At 35.2% G+C, this 26,473-nt stretch carries 24 protein-coding genes; 12 read left to right on the top strand and 12 right to left on the bottom strand.

From position 1 onward, the window contains the following. The first annotated feature begins 47 nt into the window (after nt 1-47). Nucleotides 48-2,009, top strand: a complete 1,962-nt coding sequence (locus tag EM308_RS04955; protein ID WP_035633546.1) for a transglycosylase domain-containing protein — start codon at nt 48-50, stop codon at nt 2,007-2,009. 173 nt (nt 2,010-2,182) lie between these two features. Then, entirely contained in the window at nt 2,183-3,550 is a 1,368-nt protein-coding gene (locus tag EM308_RS04950) for a PQQ-dependent sugar dehydrogenase (protein ID WP_035633548.1), read from the top strand. Between the two features lie 311 nt (nt 3,551-3,861). Here EM308_RS04950 and EM308_RS04945 read toward each other — a convergent pair whose 3' ends face one another. From EM308_RS04945 to EM308_RS04935, 3 genes are all read right to left on the bottom strand, one after another. Beyond that, the gene (locus tag EM308_RS04945; RefSeq protein ID WP_035633550.1) at nt 3,862-4,899 is read right to left on the bottom strand and encodes an aldo/keto reductase; all 1,038 of its coding nucleotides are present in this window, start codon (nt 4,897-4,899) and stop codon (nt 3,862-3,864) included. Between the two features lie 333 nt (nt 4,900-5,232). Next, nucleotides 5,233-6,171, bottom strand: a complete 939-nt coding sequence (locus EM308_RS04940) for an OmpA/MotB family protein (RefSeq protein ID WP_035633552.1) — start codon at nt 6,169-6,171, stop codon at nt 5,233-5,235. A gap of 313 nt (nt 6,172-6,484) precedes the next feature. Then, nucleotides 6,485-7,246: an exodeoxyribonuclease III gene (locus EM308_RS04935; protein ID WP_035641242.1), complete on the bottom strand. Its 762-nt coding sequence runs from the start codon at nt 7,244-7,246 to the stop codon at nt 6,485-6,487. A 197-nt stretch (nt 7,247-7,443) separates the two neighbouring features. On the opposite strand from EM308_RS04935, the gene EM308_RS04930 reads away from it, so the two are divergent. Further along, the gene (locus EM308_RS04930) at nt 7,444-9,246 is read left to right on the top strand and encodes a GNAT family N-acyltransferase (RefSeq protein WP_070261791.1); all 1,803 of its coding nucleotides are present in this window, start codon (nt 7,444-7,446) and stop codon (nt 9,244-9,246) included. 348 nt (nt 9,247-9,594) lie between these two features. Here the strand turns inward: EM308_RS04930 and EM308_RS04925 are convergent, their stop codons facing one another. From EM308_RS04925 to EM308_RS04900, 6 genes are all read right to left on the bottom strand, one after another. Beyond that, on the bottom strand, nt 9,595-10,392 hold the full coding sequence (locus EM308_RS04925; protein WP_051877929.1) for a M48 family metallopeptidase: 798 nt from the start codon (nt 10,390-10,392) through the stop codon (nt 9,595-9,597). Continuing rightward, on the bottom strand, nt 10,376-10,825 hold the full coding sequence (locus EM308_RS04920) for a DUF4870 domain-containing protein (protein WP_035641246.1): 450 nt from the start codon (nt 10,823-10,825) through the stop codon (nt 10,376-10,378). The genes EM308_RS04925 and EM308_RS04920 overlap by 17 nt, the downstream gene beginning before the upstream one ends. A gap of 76 nt (nt 10,826-10,901) precedes the next feature. Continuing rightward, entirely contained in the window at nt 10,902-11,234 is a 333-nt protein-coding gene (locus EM308_RS04915) for a DUF2752 domain-containing protein (RefSeq protein ID WP_083273905.1), read from the bottom strand. A 3-nt stretch (nt 11,235-11,237) separates the two neighbouring features. Further along, a complete protein-coding gene (locus EM308_RS04910; protein ID WP_070261790.1) occupies nt 11,238-11,576 on the bottom strand; it encodes a TM2 domain-containing protein in 339 nt (112 codons plus the stop codon). A 196-nt stretch (nt 11,577-11,772) separates the two neighbouring features. Continuing rightward, a complete protein-coding gene (locus EM308_RS04905) occupies nt 11,773-12,051 on the bottom strand; it encodes a TM2 domain-containing protein (protein ID WP_035641422.1) in 279 nt (92 codons plus the stop codon). Nucleotides 12,052-12,368: 317 nt separating this feature from the next. Beyond that, a complete protein-coding gene (locus EM308_RS04900) occupies nt 12,369-13,319 on the bottom strand; it encodes a 2-hydroxyacid dehydrogenase (protein ID WP_035641424.1) in 951 nt (316 codons plus the stop codon). A 195-nt stretch (nt 13,320-13,514) separates the two neighbouring features. Here EM308_RS04900 and nhaA point away from each other — a divergent pair, with 195 nt between their 5' ends. From nhaA to EM308_RS04870, 6 genes are all read left to right on the top strand, one after another. Continuing rightward, nucleotides 13,515-14,663: a Na+/H+ antiporter NhaA gene (gene nhaA / locus EM308_RS04895; RefSeq protein ID WP_035641411.1), complete on the top strand. Its 1,149-nt coding sequence runs from the start codon at nt 13,515-13,517 to the stop codon at nt 14,661-14,663. A 159-nt stretch (nt 14,664-14,822) separates the two neighbouring features. Then, nucleotides 14,823-15,719: a hypothetical protein gene (locus tag EM308_RS04890; protein ID WP_070261789.1), complete on the top strand. Its 897-nt coding sequence runs from the start codon at nt 14,823-14,825 to the stop codon at nt 15,717-15,719. 79 nt (nt 15,720-15,798) lie between these two features. Continuing rightward, nucleotides 15,799-16,617, top strand: a complete 819-nt coding sequence (locus EM308_RS04885) for a hypothetical protein (protein ID WP_035637922.1) — start codon at nt 15,799-15,801, stop codon at nt 16,615-16,617. 303 nt (nt 16,618-16,920) lie between these two features. Continuing rightward, the gene (locus EM308_RS04880) at nt 16,921-17,814 is read left to right on the top strand and encodes a hypothetical protein (protein WP_070261788.1); all 894 of its coding nucleotides are present in this window, start codon (nt 16,921-16,923) and stop codon (nt 17,812-17,814) included. Between the two features lie 79 nt (nt 17,815-17,893). Further along, nucleotides 17,894-18,715: a hypothetical protein gene (locus EM308_RS04875; protein ID WP_156101401.1), complete on the top strand. Its 822-nt coding sequence runs from the start codon at nt 17,894-17,896 to the stop codon at nt 18,713-18,715. 272 nt (nt 18,716-18,987) lie between these two features. Then, nucleotides 18,988-19,506, top strand: coding sequence for an outer membrane beta-barrel protein (locus tag EM308_RS04870; RefSeq protein ID WP_035640850.1), 519 nt, complete (start codon nt 18,988-18,990; stop codon nt 19,504-19,506). An 84-nt stretch (nt 19,507-19,590) separates the two neighbouring features. Here the strand turns inward: EM308_RS04870 and EM308_RS04865 are convergent, their stop codons facing one another. The 3 genes from EM308_RS04865 to EM308_RS04855 form a co-directional block, all read right to left on the bottom strand. Next, nucleotides 19,591-20,046: a hypothetical protein gene (locus tag EM308_RS04865; protein WP_070261787.1), complete on the bottom strand. Its 456-nt coding sequence runs from the start codon at nt 20,044-20,046 to the stop codon at nt 19,591-19,593. A 243-nt stretch (nt 20,047-20,289) separates the two neighbouring features. After that, nucleotides 20,290-20,829 carry a DMP19 family protein gene (locus EM308_RS04860; protein ID WP_035640845.1) on the bottom strand — a complete coding sequence of 180 codons (540 nt, stop codon included), beginning with the start codon at nt 20,827-20,829 and terminating at the stop codon, nt 20,290-20,292. Between the two features lie 97 nt (nt 20,830-20,926). Continuing rightward, nucleotides 20,927-21,847, bottom strand: coding sequence for a hypothetical protein (locus EM308_RS04855; RefSeq protein WP_035640842.1), 921 nt, complete (start codon nt 21,845-21,847; stop codon nt 20,927-20,929). Nucleotides 21,848-22,072: 225 nt separating this feature from the next. Here EM308_RS04855 and metG point away from each other — a divergent pair, with 225 nt between their 5' ends. The 3 genes from metG (at nt 22,073) to EM308_RS04840 (ending at nt 26,473) form a co-directional block, all read left to right on the top strand. Beyond that, nucleotides 22,073-24,133, top strand: a complete 2,061-nt coding sequence (gene metG, locus EM308_RS04850) for a methionine--tRNA ligase (RefSeq protein ID WP_035641232.1) — start codon at nt 22,073-22,075, stop codon at nt 24,131-24,133. Between the two features lie 285 nt (nt 24,134-24,418). Then, complete coding sequence (locus EM308_RS04845) at nt 24,419-25,786, top strand: AAA family ATPase (protein ID WP_051877615.1); 1,368 nt, start codon at nt 24,419-24,421, stop codon at nt 25,784-25,786. After that, nucleotides 25,787-26,473: an RloB family protein gene (locus EM308_RS04840; RefSeq protein WP_035633421.1), complete on the top strand. Its 687-nt coding sequence runs from the start codon at nt 25,787-25,789 to the stop codon at nt 26,471-26,473.

Here is a 26,473-nt window from a genome sequence, read left to right as displayed (position 1 = left end):
TTTCTTTTCTTTATCTGTTAAAAAACATTCAAAATACCAATCCTTTTATGAGAACAAACAAACAAAAGTTACTATTAACATCCAAAATACTTGGAGCAGTTATTGCCGTACTCTTAATTGTTTTTCTGTTATTCAGGGACGAACTTCTAGATCAGGCCGTAGACAAGGTTTCAGCAACTATGAAACTGGAATACAATAGTGAATTTGCTATCAAAAAAGCTTCCTTTAATGGCGTTTCGGGAATAGAATTGAATGGAATCACTTTGGCTCCGAAAGGCCTTGATACTATTTTTAAAATCCAGAAAATAAAAACAAATGTCAATTTATGGCGATTGCTTATTGGCGAAGTCCAACTGGGAACTCTTGAAATAAAAAATGGATATGTCCAATTAACCAAAAAAGGAAATATCAAGAACTTTGGCGCTTTCCTAAAAAGAGACAAAAACGAACCTAAAACCACCGACAAAAGAGACTACGCCGAATTTGCTTACCGAATTATATCCAAAGTCCTCAATTTGGTTCCAACAGACATGGCTTTGGAAAATCTGGTTTTCAAACTCGATGACAACGGGAAAAAAGCGACTGTAGATTTTAAAGAATTAACCCTATCACAAACCAAACTTGAATCGTCAATTGCCGTTCAAACCAATACTTTTGAGCAGCGATGGAGAATTAACGGGATTGCGGATCCAAGAAACAAAAAAGGAGATCTTCATTTTTTCAACATCGACACTGGCGCTATCAAAGTGCCTTATTTTGACGAACGTTATAACCTGAAAGCCAGTTTTGACTCCATCCGATTCAAAATTGAAAATATTGAAATGAGTCACGGCGAATTACATTTTGATGGATTCAGCTCGATTACCAATTTGAAAATGAATCACAAAAGAATTGCCAACAAAGATGTCACTATCAAAAAGGCGAGATTTGATTTCCGTTTCTTGTTGGGCAGTGATTTCATTTCACTCGACAGTACCTCAACTGCTCAGTTAAACCAAGTAAAAATACACCCTTATCTTTCTTATAATACAGAAAAAGATACCGTTTACAGGTTAAAAATTAAAACTCCAAAAATTAAAACTCAGGATTTCATCAATTCTCTACCCGATGGATTGTTTACCCATTTTCAAGGTATGGAAGTCACAGGTGATTTTGATTATCAATTGGATTTCATGTACAACAAAAACAAGCCAAATACTATTGTTTTTAAAAGTGAGGTAAACAAACGAAATACAAAAATTACAAAATTCGGGAACATTGACCTAGACAAATTGAATAGGGAATTTACTTATAGAGCCGTGGATAATGGCGTATTACAACGTCCCGTTTTTGTAGGCGCAAGCAATCCGTATTACACACCTTTGGATCAAATTTCGCCTTACTTACAAAAATGTGTTTTAACTTCCGAGGATCCTTCTTTTATGTCCCATCATGGTTTCATCAACGAAGCTTTCAAACAATCAATTCTCAAAAATATACGTACCAAAAAGTTTTCGCGAGGAGCGAGTACTATAAGCATGCAATTGGTTAAAAATGTATTCCTCACCCGAGAAAAAACCTTGTCCAGAAAACTGGAGGAAATTCTTTTGGTTTATATCATTGAAGGCAACCGAATTACGAGTAAACAACGTATGTTGGAGGTTTATTTCAATATTATCGAATGGGGGCCGAATGTCTATGGAATTGGCGAAGCAGCCGAATTTTATTTCCAGAAAAAACCTACCGATTTGAATGTACGAGAGTGTTTATTTTTGGCTACAATTATCCCAAAACCAAAAAAATTCATGTGGCAGTTTGATCAGGAAGGTTTACAAAAAGCATACGCAACCAAGCAACAAGCTTTCTTGAGAAACCTGATGTTCCGCCGAGGTTTATTGGTTCCGGAAGACACAATTGGGCTGTCGGTTCCGATAACACTTACAGGACGAGCGCATTCGTTATTAAACATTAAACCAAAAGACACAACCGTTATAGATACCATGGACGTTAAAGAGGAATTTGATTTTTAAAAATATTTAACCGCAAGGAGCGCAAAGCTTAGCGAACTTTGCGATTTTCTTTGCGTACCTTGCGGTTAAATCTCATCCAAACTACACGTATTCAAATAACAACCAAATAGTTAAACAAATTTATTATCCTTTTTATTTGTAAATTTGAGTTTATTAATCAATCTGTTTTGATTATGAAAACATCTCTATTTTTTATTACATTCTTATTTTTAAATTATTCTCATTCGCAAATCATAGGGCTACAAAATTTTGCCTCGGGATTTACAAAACCTGCTGAAATTACCAATATTGGAGACGACCGTTTATTCGTTGTAGAACAAGGCGGAATTATCAAAATCCTGAACTCAAATGGAACCGTAAACTCCTCTCCATTTCTCAACATTACAGGTCAGGTAAGCACTGGTGGCGAACAAGGATTGCTAGGATTGGCTTTTCATCCTAATTATGCTTCCAATGGTTTCTTCTACACCAACCACACCAACACCGCCGGAAACACAGTTATCACACGATATTCTGTCGATAATGCAAATCCAAATCTTGCCAATCCCTCTAGCGGAACTATACTTTTGACCATAGCCCAACCCTACGCCAACCATAACGGAGGGACTTTAAAATTTGGGCCAGATGGTTATCTGTACATTGGCATGGGTGATGGCGGCAGTGGTGGCGATCCAGAAAACCGTGCACAAAACATAAATGAATTATTGGGAAAAATGCTTCGGATTGATGTGAATTCAGGAACTCCATACGGAATTCCTTCCTCAAATCCTTATGTTGGAGTTGCTGGCGCCGATGAAATTTGGGCCATTGGCCTTCGGAATCCCTGGAAATTTTCTTTTGATAAAACCCTTGGAAACTTATGGATAGCCGATGTCGGTCAAAACAATGTAGAAGAAATCAATGTTGCACCTGCCTCGCAAGCGGGAATAAATTATGGCTGGCGCTGTTATGAAGGAAACGATGCTTACAACACCGTGAGTTGTGCCTCGCAAACTACTATGAAGTTCCCAATAAACACGATAAACCATTCTTCAGGTGCATGTTCTGTTACTGGCGGACATGTCTATAATGGAACGGCATTTCCTAATTTTAAAGGATTGTATTTCTTTACAGATTATTGCAATCCAAAAATCGGGATGATAACTTCTGGTGGTACTGTAACCTATTCGCAAGCCTTTACTGGAAACAACTTTTCGACATTCGGTGAGGACAAAAATGGGGAACTTTACATTGCTTCCCTAAACAGTGGCACCATTTATAAAATTATAGACACTTCCCTACCCGTTGATACCTTTGACCAAACTCAATTTGCAATCTATCCTAATCCGGCACATTCGGAAATCATTATCCAAAAATCAAACAAAAATTATCCGGTCGAAGTCACTCTTTTTGATATGGAAGGCAAAATGCTACTCAAACAAAAAACAGAAAATAAAAAAACAAACAGCATTCAAATGGAGCATTTATCCAAAGGACTTTATATTGTAACTGTCAAAAATGATCAGGGGCAACTTTTGACCTACAAACTTATTTTTGAATAGTTTTAACTCCGATTATGTGATAGCCACAAATTGCACAAATTAACACAAATTTGAAGAAAGACATTTTAATCGAAATCAAGTATTAAACACGAATTACACTAATTTTTCCTTTTTTGCTATTGAAAAATCTGCTAAAATCCGTTTAATCTGTGACCCGAGCGATAGCGAACAGGCGAAGCACATCCGTGGCCTATTGCGTAATCTGGATAACCGTACTGTTTGTCATTCCGGAGGAATCTCCGCAACATGAGAGTCCTGCGGAATGACAATATTGTATCAAAACTATCTTAATTTTAAAAATATCTAGACAATTAAGGAGCCGGATCAGGAATAATAGCCTGAACGGCATCAATTTCTTTCAATATTTCATCCGATAATACAAGGTCAATTGTAGCGACATTTTCTTTTAGCTGATCCATTGTTGTAGCACCAATAATGTTACTGCTCACAAAAGTCTGTTGCGTTACAAAAGCCAAAGCCATTTCGGTTAAAGTCAAACCGTTTTTATGCGCCACTTCCTGATATAATTTGGTCGCTTCGGCTGATTTTTCGCTATTGTATCTCGCCAATTGCGGAAACAATTCAATTCTTGAATTTGGATGACTTCCACCTGCTAAATATTTTCCAGTTAATCGACCAAAACCCAATGGAGAATACGCCAATAATCCAACATTTTCCCTCATGCAAACTTCCGCATTTCCAATCTCGAATGTTCTGTTCAAAAGAGAATATGGATTTTGAATGGTTTTTATTTTGGGTAAATTTTGATATTTGCTTTCTTCAAGAAAACGCATAATTCCCCAAGGCGTTTCATTGGAAACACCAATGTGTCTAATTTTTCCTTGCTTGATAAATCCATCCAAAGTTTCCAAAATAGAACGAATGTTATCTTCCCAAGAATCATTTTGCGATTTAAAACCACGTTGCCCAAAAAAATTGGTTTTACGTTCCGGCCAGTGCAGTTGGTATAAATCGATATAATCGGTTTGCAAACGAGTCAAACTTTTGTCAATTGACAACGCAATACTTTCTGGAGAGAAATCCATGTTTTCACGAACGTAAGACAATCCCGGATTGGGTCCGGCAATTTTGGAAGCCAAAACCACTTCTTCTCTTTTTCCAGTTTTTTTGAACCAAGTTCCAATGATTTTTTCGGTGCTACCATAAGTTTCTTTACGTCCGGGAACAGAATACATTTCGGCGGTGTCAAAAAAATTAATTCCTTTCTCAAAAGCATAATCCATTTGTGCGTGTCCTTCGGATTCCGTGTTTTGTTGTCCAAAAGTCATTGTTCCAAGACATATTTTGCTGACTTTAATATCTGTGTTGGGTAAATTGTTGTATTTCATTTTTTTTTAAAATTGCTAAGACTCTGAGTCTCTAAGTTGCTAAGATTTTTAATTTGAGCAAATATAAAAATTAGTTATCCTTTCTTAGTTTGGCTTTACCTAAATATTAACAAAAAAAGTCCACTATAAAAGCGAACTTTTTTAATCTTAGAAACTTAGAATCTCAGCAACTCAGAATCTTTTTCCTTGTAAGTCTCAATCATCAATACCTACAAGGTTTGGAAAAAAACCTTGCAGGAAAGGCAAATAGCATAATTAACAAAAAAGTTCGCTTTTAACGGCGAACTTTTCAATCTTAGTTACTTAGAATCTCAGCAACTCAGAATCTTTTTCCTAAAACTGATTCAACATTTTTGAAATTTCGTCCAATCTTGGAGTCAGGATAATTTCGATTCTTCGGTTTTTGGATTTCCCTTCAGGTGTTGCATTACTGGCTACCGGTGCGTATTCACTTCTTCCTGCGGCAGTAAGATTTTGTTTGTTCACTTTACCATTTTCACCCAAAATATTGACAATCGCTGTGGCTCTTTTGGTCGAAAGATCCCAGTTATCATTAATTGTTCCCGAGCCTACATACGGATCATTATCAGTATGCCCTTCTATCAATACAGAAATGTCTGGATTATCTCCAAGAACTTTCCCTACTTCGACAACCGCTTTTTTCCCTTCTGTTCCCACTGCCCAACTACCAGAACTGAACAGCAATTTATTTTCCATCGAAACATATACTTTCCCGTTTTTTTGTTCAACAGTCAAGCCTTTTCCTTCAAAACCATTCAACGCTTTGGAAAGAGTTTCTTTTAGTTTTTTCATGCTGGCTTCTTTAGCTGCAATTAAATCTTCCAATTCTTTCAAACGTTGACTGCTTTCGTTTAATTTGTTCTGTTCAGTGGCCAATGCTTTGGCTTTTGCATCGAGCTGTGCCAATAAATCACGATTCTTTTTCATATTTGCTTCCAAAGCTTCATTGCTGTTTTTTTCCAAAGCGGCATAAGAATCCTGCATCACCTTCATTTTGTTTTTGGCGGCATCATAATCGGCCTGAACTTTGGCCAAGTTGGCATTTACATTATCCAATTTGGATTGCAAAGCAGTTTTATCAGACTCCAATTGCTTTTTGGATGCCAATAAAGCGGCATTTTCGTCGGCCATTGTTTGGTTTTCTTTTTTCAGATCAGCATATTGCGCTTCAAGATCGTTGTAGATTTTCTTGGAAACACAAGACGTGGGCAACGCCATAATTAAAAGTCCGATGGAAATTCTTTTTATCATTTTAGTTTGTTTTTATTTTTTATCTTCTTTTTTGAAAACCTAAAAAACCACCCCGCCTTCCAGGCACCCCTCCGGAGGAGGGGAATTTAAACGACTTCCCCTCCTCCGGAGGGGTGCCCAACGGGCGGGGTGGTTTTTATTATTGTAATTTATGCTCTTATTTAAAAAATCAAAGGATCTTGAAATATGGAATGCCCTAGCCCAGATAGCAGTGAAAATCCTTATGAGCCGGGGTTCGGCTCATAAGATTGTAACGAATAGCTGGATTGGCTCCATAAAAATTTCAAGAATTGTTTTTTTGTTTTGCGATGGATTACTCAATTTCGACCAAAACCGGACAATGGTCAGAATGCATAGCATCTGGTAATATAACGGCTCTTTTGAGTTTTTCTTTTAATGAATCGCTGACTAAATTGTAATCGATACGCCAACCTTTGTTATTTCCTCTGGCTCCGGCGCGGTAACTCCACCAGGAATATTGGTGAGGTTCTTTATTGAAATGACGGAAACTATCAACAAAACCGGATTTCATGAATTTATCGAGCCAAGCTCTTTCCTCGGGCAAAAATCCCGAAACGGTTTTATTCCTAATTGGGTCGTGAATATCAATAGCCTCGTGGCAAATGTTATAATCTCCGCAGATAATAAGATTGGGAACTTCTTTTTTAAGATCGTCAATATAATTCTGAAAATCATCCATGTACATAAACTTATGACTCAAACGATCTCCATTAGTACCCGAAGGCAAATAAAGACTCATCACAGAACAACCTTCAAAATCGGCACGAAGGTTACGTCCCTCAAAATCCATGTGCTCAATTCCGGTTCCATACACCACATTTTTGGGTTCAATTTTGGAAAGAATGGCGACACCACTGTAGCCTTTTTTGGTTGCCGGGAAATAATATTGATACGGATAGCCTGCAGCGGTAATATCAGAAACGGGGATTTGCTCCTCAGTCGCCTTGATTTCCTGCAAACAAATAACGTCTGGGTTGGCGTGTTGCAACCATTCTAAAAATCCTTTTGTAATAGCTGCACGGATTCCGTTTACATTGTATGAGATTATTTTCATTTAGTGTACGTTTTTTTCCGGAATTACGTTTTACGCCAAACAGGTTCTTCAAAACCAATTTTTTAGCAAAAATCCCGATGATTATTATTTTTATGGATTCCAAAAATAGTAAAAAGGAGAAAGATTGGTTCAAAAAAAAAACATAAAAATGGAGTATTTTGCTATCTTTGCTTCTTGCTCAAAAAAGAAAAAAATAAATGGGTTTAGTTACCGCAAAAGAAGTCGCAAAAGCAATAAAAACGGATAAGTACGGGGTTTTCGGTACTTTTTCGGGTTGGTTATTAATGAAAGCTTTGAAGATTTCGACCTTAAATAAAATTTATGACAGGAACAAACACTTGAAAGAGTTGCCATTCCTTAACGCCATATTGGATGAGTTTCAAATTAAATTTGAAATTCCTGAAGAAGATTTTAAACGTTTGCCAAAAGATGGCGCCTATATTACTATTTCAAATCATCCGCTGGGTGGAATCGATGGAATATTATTATTGAAATTAATGCTTGAAAAAGAGCCTAATTTTAAAATAATAGCCAATTTTTTACTGCATCGCATTAATCCGATGAAACCGTATATCATGCCGGTAAATCCTTTTGAAAACCATAAAGATGCGAAGTCCAGCGTGGTTGGAATTAAGGAAACTTTACGCCATCTTAGAGACGGAAAACCGTTGGGAATGTTTCCCGCAGGTGAAGTTTCTACTTACAAAGATGGAAAATTAGTCGTTGACAGAGCATGGGAAGAAGGAGCGATCAAAGTAATTCGAAAAGCTCAGGTTCCAGTAGTTCCTATTTATTTCCACGCCAAAAACAGCCGTTTATTTTATTTTTTATCCAAAATAGACGACACCTTAAGAACTGCCAAATTACCATCGGAATTATTGACGCAAAAAAACCGCGTGATAAAAGTACGAATCGGAAAACCTATTTCGGTAGCCGAACAAAACGAATACGAATCAATCGAAGAATACACGGAATTTCTTAGAAAGAAAACCTATATGCTGGCGAATCCTTTTGAAAAAGAAACTCCGTTTTTGGCCACACCTAACTTAAAGCTACCAAAAAACCCAAAAGAAATAGCCTCTGCTGCCAGCCAGGAAAAGATTGTCAAAGAAATTGATACTTTGCGAAAAAACGACCATAGACTATTGCAAAGCAAAAACTATGAAGTCTTTTTTGCCAAAGCAAAAGAAATTCCGGATGTGCTTCATGAAATAGGTCGTTTGAGAGAAATCACTTTTAGGGAAGTAGGCGAAGGAACCAACGAATCTATTGACATTGACGAATACGACAAACATTACCGCCATATGTTTTTATGGGATAATGATGAGCAAAAAATTGCCGGTGCCTATAGAATGGGATTGGGTTCTGAAATCTTTCCTAAGTATGGAATTGAAGGTTTTTATCTAACCGACTTATTCCGTTTTGAACCTGAATTACATGAAATGCTTCACCATTCCATCGAAATGGGACGCGCCTTTATTGTCAAAGAATATCAGCAAAAACCAATGCCCCTTTTCCTGCTTTGGAAAGGAATCATTCATATTACGCTACATTATCCGGAACATAAATTCTTAATTGGCGGAGTAAGTATCAGTAATCAATTCTCGGATTTCTCCAAGTCATTGATGATTGAATTCATGAAATCCAATTTTTATGATCCTTATATAGCCCAATATATTCATCCTAAAAAAGCTTTTAGGGTAAAACTGAAAGATGCTGATAAAGATTTCATTTTTGATGAAGCCGAAGCTGATTTGAATAAATTTGACAAATTGATTGACGAATTGGAACCGGGTTCTTTACGACTACCTGTTTTGATAAAGAAATACATCAAACAAAATGCCCGAGTAGTTGCTTTTAATGTCGATCCTTTGTTCAACAACGCCATTGACGGATTGATGTACATACGGATTTCGGATATTCCTGATAGTACGGTTCGACCTGTTATGGAAGAATTTCAAGCCGAATTGGAACGCAAACTCAACGACAAAGAAGAGTAGATTTTTGATTAACGATTTGAGGTTTCTGATATATAAAAAAGTCCCGTTTTGCCTTGCAAAACGGGACTTTTTTTACACTAATTCAGAATGAAAAACAATAAATCTGATTTATTCTGAAGAACTTTATTAAATATGATTGTGTGATTCCATAGCTAACGGTTTCAACCGTTGGCGGCAGCGATTATAATAACAATTGATACTGTATTCAAACGTACCAACGGTTGAAACCATTGGCTATGGTGTGATTTATTTCTTTATAAAAATTAAAATGCTTTGATTTTATGCACTTCCATTTGCAAGTTTGGATGACTCAATTTTAACTGACTGACTAATCAATACAAATCAGAATTATTCATATTCTTTTACTGATTTCTTAAAAGTATCCCATTCTTTTTTGGTCAAGAAAGACTTTTTGTTGACTTTTTTTCCTTTTATATATTCCAGAATGTATTTAGCCCTTTCCTCCGATTCGGGATGAGAATTTATCCACGACAATGCACTTTCCAATTTATTGTTAAAAGACATTTCATACATAAAATCGGCAAATGGTGCGGGATCAACTTTAGCTTTCAACATATATTCCACACTGGCGATGTCGGCTTCTTTTTCCAGAGCACGATCATAAGCCGAAGAAGACAAAGTATGCATAACTTCGCGAATAACTCCTGAATTATTATTACCAGTTGTTATTGACATCAGTACTGAGAATCCAATTTCTTTGGATAATTTTTCCATCACATGATTTTTCTCAATATGAGCTATTTCATGCCCCAAAACACCAATTAAAGCCTGTTCGTTCTTTGATGCTTCAATCAATCCGGAATACACTACCAAATGTCCGTCTGGCAATGCAAAAGCATTCACTTCGTCTTTCTTGATGATATGAACTTTCAGGCTATCGCGCTCAATTCCGTTTTCCTTACACAAGGGTTTCAGTAACTTGTCCAAGGATTTCGTAATCGAGTCATTGACTATTATGTCTTCCGTCTGTTTGATTTGGTCCCAAATCATATCACCAACTTTCTTTTCAGTGACGCTTTTGGCTTTGTCTATTTTGAAAAAAGTGATGTAATCAACCTGAGACAATAAAATCCAAATTCCAAAGAAAGCGGCAACTATTGATAATCCTTTAAATAGTGCTTTCATAATTAGTCTTGCAGATTAAATTAGTAACATCCGAAAAGAAATACATTTCGATATGATTTCCTTTTCTGGTTTGAGCGGCCAGATAAAGCGTGAAAATAAATTCCAGCAGATTAAACCCTACGATTGTAATTATATAAGCAATGTACCGATTGGTCAATTCTGCTCCGTCAAAAACAATGGAAATTGTCCACCAAAAACCAACGGTATTAAAGAAAAACATACCCAATTGAGACAATAAGGCCTGTGTACAATGCCATTTTACAAAAACGGTGCTTTTCCTATTTCCCAAATAAAAGAAAACAGATGCCAACAAATTCATTATCGGCAATGGTAGGCCACAAAGAACTACTACAAGTGACATCAAATAACTGTTCGATGCTCTTTCTAGTTCACTGTCGTAGGGTTTATAATTAAATTTTTGTGATGCGATCATAAGTGTTTGTATATATTCCAAACCCAATTGATAAGAACTAATACGATCAATGGAATGGCAATTTGTTTCTTTTTAATTAGCTTTTCGATTTTAATATAAAAATTGTAAAAAGAATATTTTTTGTGATAGTATCCCAAATAATCCAAACAGGAGAAACAACCATAATAACGGCAACCAAAACCCCAAAAGGATTTAGAAATACCGATTTTACAATTTCGCCGGTAAACAGATAGGAAACAGCTCGCGTTGTACCACAAGAGGGGCACGGTAATCCGGTTACTCTTTTAAAAATACACACTGTCAAATCCAAACCTGAATTTTTAACGGGTGTCAACTTTAAAAAGAGCAACCAACTATACCCCAAAAAACAAGCAATAAGAATCAAGATATAAAGCTTGTTTCTGGACATATTTTATAGAAATGCGTTATTAAAAGCAGTTGCGTTTTTTTCTCTTGTCGCTCCTTGAATCAAGAACCAATCTACAATAGCCCAAATACCAAAACCTCCACAAGTAAGTAACTTTCCAACACCCATCCCCGTATCTCCAATAAAAAAACGGTCAATTCCAAGTTGTCCGGCAAAAATTGAAATCAGTAATGAGGTAGTCGGGTCTTTAAACTGGGTTAATTGTAATCTCTGCCATTGACTATCATCTAGGCTTATTAGTTTTTCTCGAATGGTATTTAAATGATGCGCTTCAAAACACTTAGCGTTCATCATCATGAACATGTCAACTTTTTGTGAATCCATTATTATTTGGTTTGTTGGTTATAATCCCTACTCTGTTTTGGATTTTCGGTTACTCCATAATACTGCTAATATATAAATAATAACAGAAATATCTTATGACAAAAATCATCTCTATGATTTCTTCTAAAAATAAATCAAAAAAAATCCCGCCCTACAAAAAGACAAGGCGAGATCATTATTTTCTTAATTATTTGTTTTAAAACCAACCTTTCTTGCCGACTTGATAGGTTTGATAGAATTCTTCATCAGACTTAGTCAAATAAATAATTCCTTCAACAAAGCCAATTATTCCTCCCATCCCGCAAGTAATTATCCCAATAATGAGTTGAATTATCCCTTCCTGTTTATAGCCCAGAATAAATTTATGGACTCCTAATCCTCCCAATACAATTGCTAAAACTCCCGCTAATATTTTTTTGTTTTCCTGAGGAATTGGCTGTGGGTTATTCCAATTTTCTGTTTTTGAATTCTCCATAATTAAAATTTATATATGTTTATTAATTTAATAAGTTACTTTAAAATCTCTGCAATATTACAACCTAACCCACAAAACCCATGTAGTAAAATGATTTAAAAAAAAGTAGAAATAATTCTACAAAAATTTATGCTTTTCAAATTCAATTAACAGACTAAGCTTTAGAAACGATAAACTGTTACAATGTACCAAAACGAGCAAATCCATTCAGACATTTTCCAACTCATTTAAACCAGTCATTTTCATTAATCAATGAACGACTAATTTATAAAAAAATCTCAACATATTAATTTTTAAACAATTAAAATCTTACAACTTTACATTTTCCCATACAAAGCCTTAATTTTATCGACAATTACTTGAGCCAATCGTTCATGGCTTTCATAAGTCCAACCGGCAATATGTGGAGTCAAGATCACTTTTCGGCCATCGAGTAAATATTGAAAAGCGTCTGGCGTGTTTTTATCTTTAAAAAGCGTCTCAAAAGACAATTTTTCGTATTCCAAAACGTCTAGCCCAGCACCAAGAACTTTTCCGGATTCCATGGCGGTAACCAAATCGGCGGTGATGATATTCTTACCTCTCGATGTATTGATAATCCAGATGTCTTTTGCGAAAGCGTTTATAAAATCCAGATTCACCATCTTATCCGTTTCTGGAGTCCAAGGAATGTGCAGACTCAACACGTCGGTTTTTTGTTGTAACTCTTGTAACGAAACCTGTCTGGCATTGGCATCGCCTACATTTTCTTTGATATCGTAACACAAGACTTCTACATCAAAACCGCGGAGTTTTTTGGCAAATGCTTTTCCCATATTACCATAACCGATAACCCCAACGGTTTTTCCGTCTAGTTCGTAACCACGATTTTTTTCTCGGTTCCACTCCCCGCAACGAATCTCGCTGTCGGCAATATTCAACTTGTTGAACAAAGACAATATCATTCCCAAAGTATGCTCGCCAACCGCATTACAATTTCCTTCGGGAGCGGCAATCAATGCAATATTCTTGGATGTCGCATAATCGCAATCAATGCTTTCCAGTCCGGCGCCGACGCGGGCAATGAATTGCAAATTGGTAGCTTTGTCCAGAAACTGTTTATCGATTTTAAATCGGCTTCGAATCACTATGCCGTTGTAATCCTGAATTTTGGCTTCAATTTCCTGTTTAGTAGAAGTAAAATCGGCGTGATTAATAAAACCGGCTTGTTCCAACTGTTCCCAAAGTAAGGGATGGTTGCTGTCAATATGAAGAATTTTGATGTCCATAAATAGAATTCCTAATTTTTTTAGTATTTCAAAATTAATTAAAAAATACGGTTTACGGATTGAAACCTATATAAATTAGCTAATGAGTCAATGTGCCAATGAGTAAATTAATAAATGAATTAATAGGCAAATTAGTAACTTAGCCAATTGATAAATTATCAAATTGGCACATTGACTCATTAGCAAATTAAAAAAATGAAACTAACCCAAACATTTACAGCCTTTTTTCAGAGCGAAAAAGCGGGTGGTCTACTTCTCCTTTTTGCAACAGTTATATCTTTATTGCTGGCTAATTCATTTTTCCAAACAGAATATATCTCTTTTTGGGAAACCGAAATTGGTCATCATTCCATTACACATTGGATTAATGATGGATTAATGACGATCTTTTTTTTACTAATCGGATTGGAACTGGAGCGCGAAATCTATCACGGTGAATTGGCTAGTATCAAAAACGCAGCTCTGCCTATTTTTGGGGCATTAGGAGGTATGATAATCCCAGCCGGTATTTATTTGGCACTAAATTATGGCACGATAACACAAAACGGAGCCGGAATCCCGATGGCTACCGACATTGCATTTGCCATTGGCATTTTGTCTTTATTGGGCAACCGAATTCCAGCCTCATTAAAAGTATTTCTGACCGCACTTGCTGTAATTGATGATTTGGGGGCGATCTTGGTTATTGCATTGTTTTACACCCAAACCATTTCTTTTGTGAACCTCTTTATTGCATTTGCCATTATGGGATTATTGTTTATCCTGAATCGTCGCAAAGTTCACCTTTTGACTCCATACTTAATTGGTGGTGCTTTTATGTGGTATTTTATGCTAAACTCCGGTGTGCACGCAACAATTACTGGCGTATTGCTTGCCTTTGTTATTCCGTTTGGCGATGGTGGAAAAAAAACCTCATCTTATCGATTACAACACTTTTTACACAAACCTGTGGCTTTTATTATTCTGCCTTTATTTGCTGTCGCCAATACCTGCATCGCCATAAATACAGACTGGCATGAAGGGTTGAGCCATGAAAATTCAATCGGGATTATTTTGGGTCTTGTGTTGGGAAAACCATTAGGAATTTGGCTTTTTTCCCTACTTGCGGTAAGCTTGGGCATTTGCACGTTGCCAAAAGATTTAAAATGGAAAAACATTTTGGGTGCAGGAATGCTCGGCGGAATAGGTTTCACAATGTCAATTTTCATCACGCTCCTTGCCTTCAAAAATGATGGCGAAGATGTTATAACCTTTTCCAAAATCGCTATTCTAGTTGCATCTTTTCTATCAGGAACATTTGGTTTTTTATGGCTAAAACTGACTTTTAAAACTCCGAAAAACTAAATTCAATTCATTTTTGAAAATGTAAAAAACACCTTTATTCTATTATTTTTAATTTGAAAAAAAATAAAAAAGTATGTAGTAAAATATTGATAATGAATCGCATGGTTTTAAAAAAAACGTTAATTTTATAGTTCAACTAATCTAAAAAATTAAGAAATCATGAAACGTTTTATCTTAGCATCAATAATCGCTTTCGGTTTTGCATCCTGTTCGAGTAATAATGATGATGATTCTTCCCAAAATGTATTAAGAACAACAAAAGTAGAAACTAGTTTTGGAAATTCTTTTTTACAGCCAGTCGTAAATAACACTGGTAAAAATGTTGTAAGGGGAACAATCCCAGTTGCAATCGACCAGATAACAGTCATAGCAACAAACACAACGACACCATCTTTTCCTCCCAGTACAACAGTATTTGATTTAGTTGCAAATGGCACTGCTGGAGCAGAACAAAAATATTTTATCGACGGCATTGCATCTGGAACCAATTCATTTACCGCAAATGCTATCACAAATGGACCCAAAGTATCAAGCGAAACAGTAACTGATGATGCTACAGCAAAGAATATCTTTGCTGCAAATAAAGCCACAATTCCCTATGCTAAATATACTGCGACTACAAGTGCCCAAATTGTGTTCACTTCACCTAAAGTTGTGACATTCAACATGGGGACATCAAATGGAAAACTAAATACTTATGTTTATACAGGTCCAACACTATCTGCAATTAACCGTAAAGTTACCGTAAAATCGCAGAAATTTAATGCAGATGGCACTCCAATCAATGTAACTCCACAAACTTATGACATTACCGGTTCCAATTCCTTTGTTAGTAGCTGGTCTGACGAATTGGCAATTGCGGGGAGTTACCGTCTTTTGGATATTAGCGTTTATGCCCCAGATGGCATAACTGTCGAAACGACAACCACTCAGAAAATAATCATTAAAGCATCTACTACGGTAAACACTACTATTGCTATCACCAAAGATGGGATAACAACAAGTGAAGACGAAGCCACATTTGTTTTCCCTGCCTGGATAGTTGAAGGAGAATAATAAAAAAGTAATACTGATGAGAGTTCAATACTCGAAACCCACATCCACTTGTGGGTCTGTTACAATAACAAAAAATTCTATGAAACAAATTGCAACCTTTTTTTTGTTTCTGGCATCGATGTTGGCGTTTCAATCTTGCACCAATGACGAGATGCAGGAAGAAACACTAAAAACAACTTCTGTTGTAATAACAACGCATAGCTCCTATCTTACCGCCAAGAATGTAAATGATCCTTTTCTTTATGGCAATATAAAAGACATTACCGTAACGGCAACGCAAATCACAACTGGATATAAGGCAAATACCGTATTCACTATTTCAAATAATCCAAATGACTTTTCTACCTATAGAATTGACCTCGTACAGGAAGGAATAAATACATTTACAGCCAATGCCACATCGGTAACACAACCGGTTGTTCCAGGTTATTCAAGTGTACCAAGAAATGATTCAAATTCGAAGATTTGGAATACAATTGATGCCAAAGTTGCAAATCCTCCTTATGCAACTTACTCCGGTTTTAAGGGAGAAACTGTTATTAATCACAATATTCCCACCACATTGAGTATTGACATGAATACCAATAACGGTCGTTTCATAGCTTATTTTAGAGGAAGTCCAAGACCTTTTGAAACAACCGTGACCCCATATATTGATGAAGTCCCTCAAGCAGAATTTGTAATTACCAGCGTGAATGATTTCTATTGGATATGGAATGATTCTGATTGCGTTGCTGGAAAAACAGTACGATTTCACTGTATAGAACGAAACAACGGAGGCAATATCAAGAGTGTTGTTGATATTCCCAATGTAACTATCAAAAGTCATACAACAAGCAAATTTGCTTATGATATCGATGAAACGGGTGATACTTTTACAAGCATACCACGAATTTAAAAAACTCATAACTTTTGTTTTTCCTTGTTTCTTGCATTCCGGTTACTATGTCTAATTTTTAGCAATCCAAACAATCATTAATTATTATAAGTGCGTCATTTTTTTTGTTCAAAAGTGACTCTCTTTAATAATACCCAAACTCGACAGCTTGTATTTGTTTGAAATAGTGCAAATTACAAATGTTTTCCTTTTTAAATTTTATTTTTTTCATCAGTGTTTTGGCACGAAAATTGAAATGGGGTTTTGTTCAAAAAAAACCTTGGTTTCTAACTTTCATTAGAAGTCTTCTAAAAAACACAAATTATGAAAAAAATTATTGCTGCAGCTTTCACAATTCTTAGCATTGCATCCTGTTCAAGTGACGAGAGTTCATTAGAGGAAACACCAGTTGCAAAAACAACAAAAGTAGAAGTCAGTTTTGGCAATTCCTTCTTGCAGCCAAACAGCACGACAAGAAAAAATGTCGAAAGAGGATTAATTCCTGTAGCAATTGATCAAATAACGGTAGTTGCAACAAACACAACTACACCCGCATTTCCAATTAGTACCACAGTATTTGATTTAGTTGCAAATGGCACAGCTGGAGCTGACAAAAAATTCTTTATTGAAGACATTGCTTCTGGGATCAATTCATTTACAGCAACTGCATTTACAAATGGCCAAAAAATAGTAAGCGAGACTATAAATGATGATGTTACTGCAAAGAATATCTTCAATGCCAATAAATCGGCAACACCTTATGCAAAATATACTGCGACCACTAGCGCAGATATAATTTTTACCAAGCCAAAGGCAATATCATTCAATATGGGAACATCGAATGGAAAACTAAATGCGTATGTCTATACAGGCCCAACTATAACAGCCACTAACCGTAAAGTCACTGTAAAAGCACAGACATTTAACGCTGACAATACTCCAATCAATACAAATCCACAAACGTATGACATTACTGGTGCAAAATCCTTTGTTGGTAGTTGGTCCAACGAATTAGCCGTTGTTGGGAATTACCTTGTTTTAGACATTACCGTTTATGCAGCAGATAATACAACTCCAGAAATGACAACCACTCAGAGAATAACCGTCAAAGCATCAACTACAATAAACACAACTATAGCTATTACCGTAGACGGAATAACAACAAGCGAAAACGAAGCCATGTTTAATTTCCCTGACTGGATAGTTGAAGGTGAATAATATAAAAGTAATACTGACGAGAGTTCAATACTCGAAACTCACATTCAGTTGTGGGTCTATTACAATAACGAGAAATTCTATGAAACAATTTGCAAACATTTTTTTGTTTCTAGCAATTATGCAACTGTTTCAATTCTGTACCAATGATGAATTTGAAGAATCATCAACATTAAAAACAACCTCGGTAGAAATAACTACAAATAGCTCATTTCTTTTGACCAAAGGGGTAAATGACCCACTACTTTTTGGTGACATAAAAGACATTACAGTAACTGCCCGACAAATCACAACTGGATATGAAGCAAATACTGTTTTCGTCATTTCGAATAATCCTGATGATGTATCAACCTACAGAATAGATTTAGTTCAGGAAGGAATAAATACTTTCACAGCCAATGCCACATCCGTAACGCCACCAGTCGCTCCAGGTTTTTCAAGTACACCGCGAAATACTGTAAATTCTGAAGTTTGGGATACGATTGATGCTCAAGTTGAAAATCCGCCCTATGCTACTTACTCCGGTTTCAAAGACGAAACATTAATTGACACCGATACTCCAATCAAATTAAACATTCCGATGAATACCAATAACGGTAGATTTATTGCTTATTTCAGAGGTAGTGCAAAAAATTTTGAAATTACAATAACACCTTATATCGATGAAGTTGCCCAAGCAGAATTTGTTGTTACCAATGTTAATGATTTTTATTGGATTTGGAATGATGACGATTGTGTTGCGGGAAAGAACATCCGATTTGAATGCATAACACGAAATAATGGCGACAATATAAAAAGTACTACAAACATTCCCAATGTAACCATCAAAAGCCATACAACAAGTAAGTTTGCTTATGATATTCCAGAATCTGGCGACACCTATACAACCATACCTCGCAATTAACTGCATCTATAACTGTCTTTGAAATTACCCCAAAAAAAGTTAAACCATAAAGTCATTTTTTTTTGTACCAAAAACTAATAATTTTAGATCAGTCTGATTGCACTTTAAAACACTCAGAGACAAGTTTTTTTTTTCAATTAATAAAAAAAATTAGAGTAAAATCCATTGGTAAATTACACTATGAAAACCCTTTTTTATCCAAAAAATTTGAAAAAAAATTACAATAAAACGATATTTCTACGTTTAACGTTGTAACCTAAAATTAAAAATTTATGAAAAAGTTTATTCTAATGATCGCCTTTGGCATACTTTCAACCGGTGCTTTTGCACAAGCTCCACTTGGCGAAGGCAACACACAATTGAACGCAGGTGTAGGATTTTCAGGATGGGGAGTTCCAGTTTATGTAGGTCTGGATTATGGAATTGCCAAAGATTGGACTCTTGGTGGACAATTTTCTTTTCAAACAGATGATGATCCATACCACTATAATGGCAATGATTATCATTATGATTCTTCTGCAATAGGAATTGGAGGTAATATTAATTACCATTTCAACAGTATATTACACATGCCGAGCAACTTTGATTTCTATGGCGGATTGAGTTTAACATACTATATCTGGAATTACTCTGACTATGGCAATTACCCACATCCTGACCACGATTCATTGGGGCTTGGACTTCAAATTGGTGGTCGTTATTTCTTTACCAAGTCATTTGGAATCAATTTGGAATTTGGCGGAAACACAGTAAACAGCGGCGGTAAATTTGGATTAACTTTCAGACTTTAATACTGCTTCAAAATATAAATTTTCAAAAACCATCTGAGAAATCAGGTGGTTTTTTCATTGAGGAATATTCGATTTCCAAAAAAATCATTTGATTCTTCTAAAGGTAACATTGTATGATTTGTTCTCCAAACCGTCAACATAAACACCAATTAGCAAATCTTTTTCGGCGTCATAATTTAATGACAAACTATAACCCGGTTTATCGTCTTGTCTATAGATGAAAAAGATTCTCAAAACATCCGAAGAATCAGTCCAACCTGCTTTTTCTACAAAAATCAATTTTGAATTCGAATAATTAAATTCCAATCCCCCGTTTTTCAAAAGTTTCGTGATATGCAATTCAATGTTTGTATCATCTCTTTGCCAATTCCCTCTAATTAAGTTTTTATCTTGTTCAAATGACTGCAAAAACTTTAGCGAATAACTGAAAACAAACGATGAATTCGGATTTTTTTCATCCGCCAGAAGCGAAAAAGGAATCACAAGAAATCCCAAAACAAGGAATAAAAACCGGCTAGTTAAAAAAGTAATTATTTGCATGTCCCCAATATTTTTAAGTTAAACGATAAATAACAATCGGGGCAAACAAAACAACTAAAGCTTTTATTTTTAAACCATAAAGGTATTTCTTTTTTAGTTAAGTTAATCTAAAAAAATGATTAATCAACAGTATTACAGTTAATTACAAAAAAAACAACCGCAAGGTTCGCAAAGAATTACGCAAAGCTTTGCTAACTTTGCGTAATTCTTTGCGAACCTTGCGGTTAAAATTAATATCCCAAACTATTCTCTCTTAATCTCGTGCCCCACAAATTCCTCTAGAGTGGCAAACATTTCATCTACAGAAAGCACTTCAAAATCGGGATGCGATTTTAGGAAATTAGCATTCAAAGTAACTAAGTTTTCGTCTATTTCGAAGAAAATGTCGCTGTTGAGCAAATCTCTCGTTGGGTTTACGCCTTCCAATTTGCCTTTAAGGAATTTGTTGAGTTTTACGCTGCTCATTAGTTTTACTTTTTTGGATAGTTGTTGAAACAATTCCAAATGGTTGTAGGCACCGATTAATGCCAAACCTTCTTCCAATAATTCGTTCAACTCAGCATTCCAACCGGAATGATGCACAAATTGAGCAAAGTTTCCGGCAACATATTGAGAGTAATAATAATCAAGATAATAACTCGTCAAAGCATCTTCGTGAATGAGTTCGTCATCCACTCCTTCTTCGCGCATCAGGTTTATAACCGATATATTGGAATGAATCACATCCTGAAGATTTTCACTGTTGAAAGCTGTTTCTGAAACTATTATTTTGCCGAATTCCATTTTGAATTTTCTTTTAAAAAGTTGGATTGCAAATTTCGGTGAAAATAATGAAGGATGGAAATGTTTTTTGGCACAAATAATTAGACTTTACAGATTTTCAATTATAATCTTTTAAAAATCTGTATGTATCGTCATTTTTAAAGGAATAAATCCTGCCATTGTATTTAATTCTTTCAACCTCTTTCATGAATTTTACTGGTTCAACCTTAGCTTTGATTCCTTTTTCTTTATCTTCCTCAACTTCATCTTCGTAGGAAAAAGTTTTAGCCACATTCAAATCATAAAATCCATTTGCTTTTTTATTAGAAACACTAATAATTGTCTCTAAGGTTTCCATTTGAAAAGTTCCGCCACCATTAGATTCTCCTTGAGTTTTTCGCATAGGATATTCATATAATATCTTTTTAATCTTATTATCAACTAATGCAATCAATGTGAATTTTTGATCAGACCATAAGGTTACACGACTATCTGTGCTAGACTCAGTAGATAATGCAACCGCACCTGTTGTCTCATTGAGTTGAATTAATTTCTTAAAAATATATGTCTTATATATTTTTAGTCCTTCGTGTTCATAAATACCCAAATTATTATCTGTTTCTTTATCAATAATATTACCATTATATTTATCAACAAACACGTATATTCTTTCGAGAAAATCTCCAAGCTCGTCTTCTTCAACTCCTGAGGACTGTTTTACATTTTTGTTAATATAAGCTACTACAAAGAAGGCTGTTTTATCATTATAACTAACAGAACTTGTTCCGTCAATTTGTATATCCTCATAATTAATTTTCAAATTGGCTGCCACTTTTGCCAACAAAACCTTATCCAATTCTTCTGAAAATTCGTGATTTTGTTTATAGTCATAAATTGTAGTTTCAACCTCTTTGACTCTGGGTTCTTTTAAATTGGCAACGATTGTATCTTGCTTTTTTTCTAAATCAATTGGTTTTTCCTTTTTCCCGCAAGAAATCAAAAACAATATTGCTCCAATAGTTAAAATGTAATTTTTCATAGTGAATCTTTTTCAGGAATTAAATTCAATTTTCAAATATAGCTTTTTCTTACAATATTAAATCTCAGAAATAAAATTGTTCTTGAAAATTGAAATTCCATAGCCCCGATAGTAGTGGAAATCCTTATTGTTTTTTCTTTAAAAACAATAAGATTGCAACGTATAGCGGGAAATAGCTCCAAATAAAATTCTATTGCTTATTTTTGCACTCTATAAAATTGAATTATGTTACAAAATCCAGAAAGATATACGATTACGGCGGCTTTGCCTTACACGAACGGACCGATACACATTGGGCATTTGGCGGGAGTTTATGTTCCAGCCGATATTTATTCGCGTTACTTGCGCTTGCAGGGAAAAGATGTTGCTTTTATTTGCGGAAGCGACGAACACGGGGTTGCTATTTCGATGAAAGCCAAAAAAGAAGGAGTTACACCTCAGGAAGTAATAGATAAATACGACGGCATTATCCGTAAATCATTCTCTGATTTTGGAATTGCTTTTGACAATTATTCCAGAACTTCGGCAAAGATTCACCACGAAACGGCTTCGGAGTTTTTTAGAACATTGTATGACAATGGTGATTTTATCGAGGAAACAACCGAGCAATTATATGACCCAAAAGCCAATCAATTTCTAGCAGATCGTTTTGTAATTGGGACTTGCCCAAAATGCAGCAACGAAGAAGCTTATGGCGACCAATGCGAAAAATGTGGTTCTACTCTGAACGCCACCGACTTAATCAATCCAAAATCGACCATTACGGGCGAAACTCCTGTTTTGAAATCGACTAAACACTGGTTTTTGCCTTTGGATCGTTATTCGGATTTCTTGAATGAATGGATTCTTGTTGGACATAAAAATGACTGGAAACCGAATGTTTACGGCCAAGTAAAGTCTTGGATTGACGGCGGACTGGAGCCTCGTGCGGTAACTCGTGACCTGGATTGGGGAATTGATGTTCCGGTTGAAGGAGCCGAAGGAAAAAAATTATATGTGTGGTTTGACGCGCCAATCGGTTATATTTCGTCTACCAAAGAATGGGCTGCACGCGAAGGAAAAGACTGGACGCCTTACTGGAAAGACAAAGGAACAAAATTGGTTCACTTCATCGGGAAAGACAATATTGTGTTTCACTGCGTGATTTTTCCTGCGATGCTAAAAGCTGAAGGAAGTTATATTTTGCCGGACAATGTTCCTGCGAATGAATTCCTGAATTTGGAAGGAAATAAATTATCAACTTCCAAAAACTGGGCGGTTTGGTTGCACGAATATTTGGAAGAATTTCCAAACCAGCAGGATGTTTTGCGTTATGCCTTGACATCAAATGCGCCGGAAACTAAAGACAACGATTTTACTTGGAAAGATTTCCAAGCCAGAAATAACAATGAATTGGTTGCCATTTTTGGAAACTTTATCAATCGTGTGGTGGTATTGACCAATAAATATTATAACGGAATTGTACCTCAACCGAATGAATTTTCAGAAGTCGACGAGCAAACTTTAACCGAATTAAAAGCTTATCCAGCAGTGATTTCGAGTTCTATTGAAAGATACCGTTTCCGCGAAGCATTGGGTGAATTAATGAATGTGGCTCGTTTGGGTAACAAATATCTGGCTGACGAAGAGCCTTGGAAAATGGTTAAAACCGACCCTGCCCGTGTACAGACACAGATGTATGTTGCGTTGCAAATTGCAGCTGCATTGAGTGTTTTATGTGAACCGTTTTTACCGTTTACTGCTGCGAAATTAGTAAAGACATTGCAGTGCAACGGATCGACAGATTGGAATGATATTGCCACAAATTCGGATTTATTACCTGCAGGACACCAAATTGGCGAAGCCGAATTACTTTTCAGTAAAATTGAAGACGAAGAAATCCAAAAACAAATAGACAAACTACAAGCTACAAAAACAGCCAATGATGCTGAAAACAAAAAGGCGGAACCGCAAAAAGATATAATCCAGTTTGAGGATTTTGCCAAAATGGATATCCGTGTAGGAACAATTCTGGAAGCCGAAAAAATGCCGAAAGCCAACAAATTACTGATTCTAAAAGTAGATACAGGAATTGACGTTCGCACCATAGTTTCGGGAATTGCCGAGAATTTTAAACCGGAAGATATTATCGGGAAACGAGTTACTGTTCTTGTGAATCTGGCACCACGAAACCTTCGTGGCGTAGAAAGTCAGGGAATGATTCTGATGACCACCAATGCCGAAGGGAAACTAGTTTTTGTAAATCCAGATGCTGATGGCGTTGGGAATGGGGAAACGATAAATTAAATTAAACCGCAGATTCGCAAATTATTCGCTTTTTTATTTTAAACTAAAATCTGCGACTCGAGCGATAGCGAACTGGCGAAGCAATTTGCGGTAAAACAACAAATGAAAATAGTTTACGTGAATCGGTTAAATTTTTTAATTGGTTCACGTTTTTTCATTTAATTTTTTTGAATAAAAAACAATAGTTAATATTTTCGAAAAAATCGTGTAAAAATTTTTTTTAACGTTCAAATATTTGTTATTTTATCCTGTGAAAATAATTTTAACGAAAAAATCGTAAAAACCATGCTGATCCGTTTTGTTGTTAGTAATTTTTTATCTTTTAAAGAAGATACTGAGTTCAATATGCTGAAGAGTAAAGGTAATGGTTCTCGTAAGTTAACGAATCATATCATTAAAACAAATTCCGGCATTGAAGTCCTCAAAAACGCTGCAATCTATGGAGCAAATGCTGCAGGTAAAAGCAACTTAATTAAAGCCATTCTCTATTTAAAACACATTATATTTGGAGAAGACAATAAAATTCTTGCGCCACAAAGCAAAAGATTCAGAATTGACAATTCCTACAAAAACAAGCCTACTACTTTTAGAATTGAGCTTGAATTTGAAGGAAAACACTATGATTATGCAATTGAAATTTTTAAAGGAAAAATAAAACAGGAATGGCTTTATTTAATAAACTCAATCACGGATGATAGCGAAGAATTAATTTACAAAAGAGACAATCTTAATGTAGTTTTTGGGGAATATCTTAAAAATTCAAAAGATATTGAATATGCCCAGAAACACCTTTTAAAAACATTGCAAGAAAACCAAACAGTATTGGATGCTTGTTTTGCAACGATTGAAGACAACGACATACTCAATAAATTGTACATCGCATTTTCAAAAATAAACATTGTATTACCTGAATCTAAAAGTGTTTTTTATTCGGAATCAATTTTAACAGGCAAACTGTCTTCCGAATTTGCTAAAAACTTATTAATAAAAAGCAAAACAGGAATTGAAGATTTAATTATACATGAAATAAATGCTGATAATTTTTTCAGTTATTCTCAGGAAGATTTTAAAAGAGAATTAATTGACGAATTGGAAAGTTTAATTGAAGAAAACAAACCCGGAAAAAATAATGCATGTATTCCATTTGAAATCAACAGGCAAATAAATGTCTTTAGAAAAAAAAAGGGGAAATACACAGTATCAATATTAAGAGCGAAACACGATAATTCTGAAGAATTGTTTGATTTTGATGAAGAATCTGACGGAACAAATAGGCTATTTGAATTATCTCCTGCATTTGAAGATTTATTAATTGAAGATGATCATATTTATATTATTGATGAATTAGAAAGAAGTATGCATCCAATTTTAGCAAAAGAATTATTAAAATTATATTCTGAAAATTCTAAATCTAAAAGTCAATTAATTTTTACCACACACGAAAGTCATTTACTTGACGATAATTTATTGCGCAGAGATGAAATTTGGTTTACGGAAAAAAAATCTAATGGAAGTACTGAATTATATCCATTAAGCAATTTTAATCCTCGTGGAGATAAAGTTTTAGAAAGAGGTTACCTAGAGGGACGTTACGGCGGAATCCCTTTTTTAGGGGATTTTTCAAAATTACTTATTGGCGAAAATCAGATATAAATGGACCGTAAGAGATATACATTAGATGATTACAATAAGAAAGAATCATTTCTAGATGCAACAAGATTTTTCATTGTTTACGAAGGAGAAGATAAAGAACCAAAATATTTCGGAACCTTTAATAATTTATTTTTTGAACCAAAAAAAGCCAGTATTCTACATGTTTTTGAAAAAGATACTAATGTCATAGGTTCTCAACCAAAAAAATTAATTGAAAGAGCAAAATCTTTCATCGAAAACCCTCCTAATTACCTACCTGTAACCCCATCAGCTGAAGACAAGTTTAGGTTTGTACTTGATGTTGATCAGCATCCAAAAGAAGAATATCCTGAGTTAAAACAATATTGTGAAAGTCTAATCGATGCTGATTTATTTATAAGCAATTACTGCTTTGAAATATGGCTTTTATTTCATTTGGATGAACCAGAAAACATTTCATGTACAACCAGTAAAGAATCAAAAACAGAGCTTGGAACAAAACATACCTATTCTAAAATCAAGAATTACCCAAAAGGTTATTTAACTTCTGATTATATCTTAAAAGCAATTAAAAGAGCTGAAAAAGCAGATATAAACAAAGAAGATTACTTCCCTTCAGAAAAATCCACAAAAGTATATTTATTAATGAAGGAACTTTTAAAATATTCTTTAATTAACACTCAAGTTATAGATCCAAAAATTGTATAA

Origin of the sequence: Flavobacterium gilvum, from assembly GCF_001761465.1 — a bacterium.
In the GTDB taxonomy this organism is placed as follows: domain Bacteria; phylum Bacteroidota; class Bacteroidia; order Flavobacteriales; family Flavobacteriaceae; genus Flavobacterium; species Flavobacterium gilvum.
Note: the sequence above shows the minus strand (reverse complement) of the source record. Positions and strands in the feature narration are given on the sequence as shown.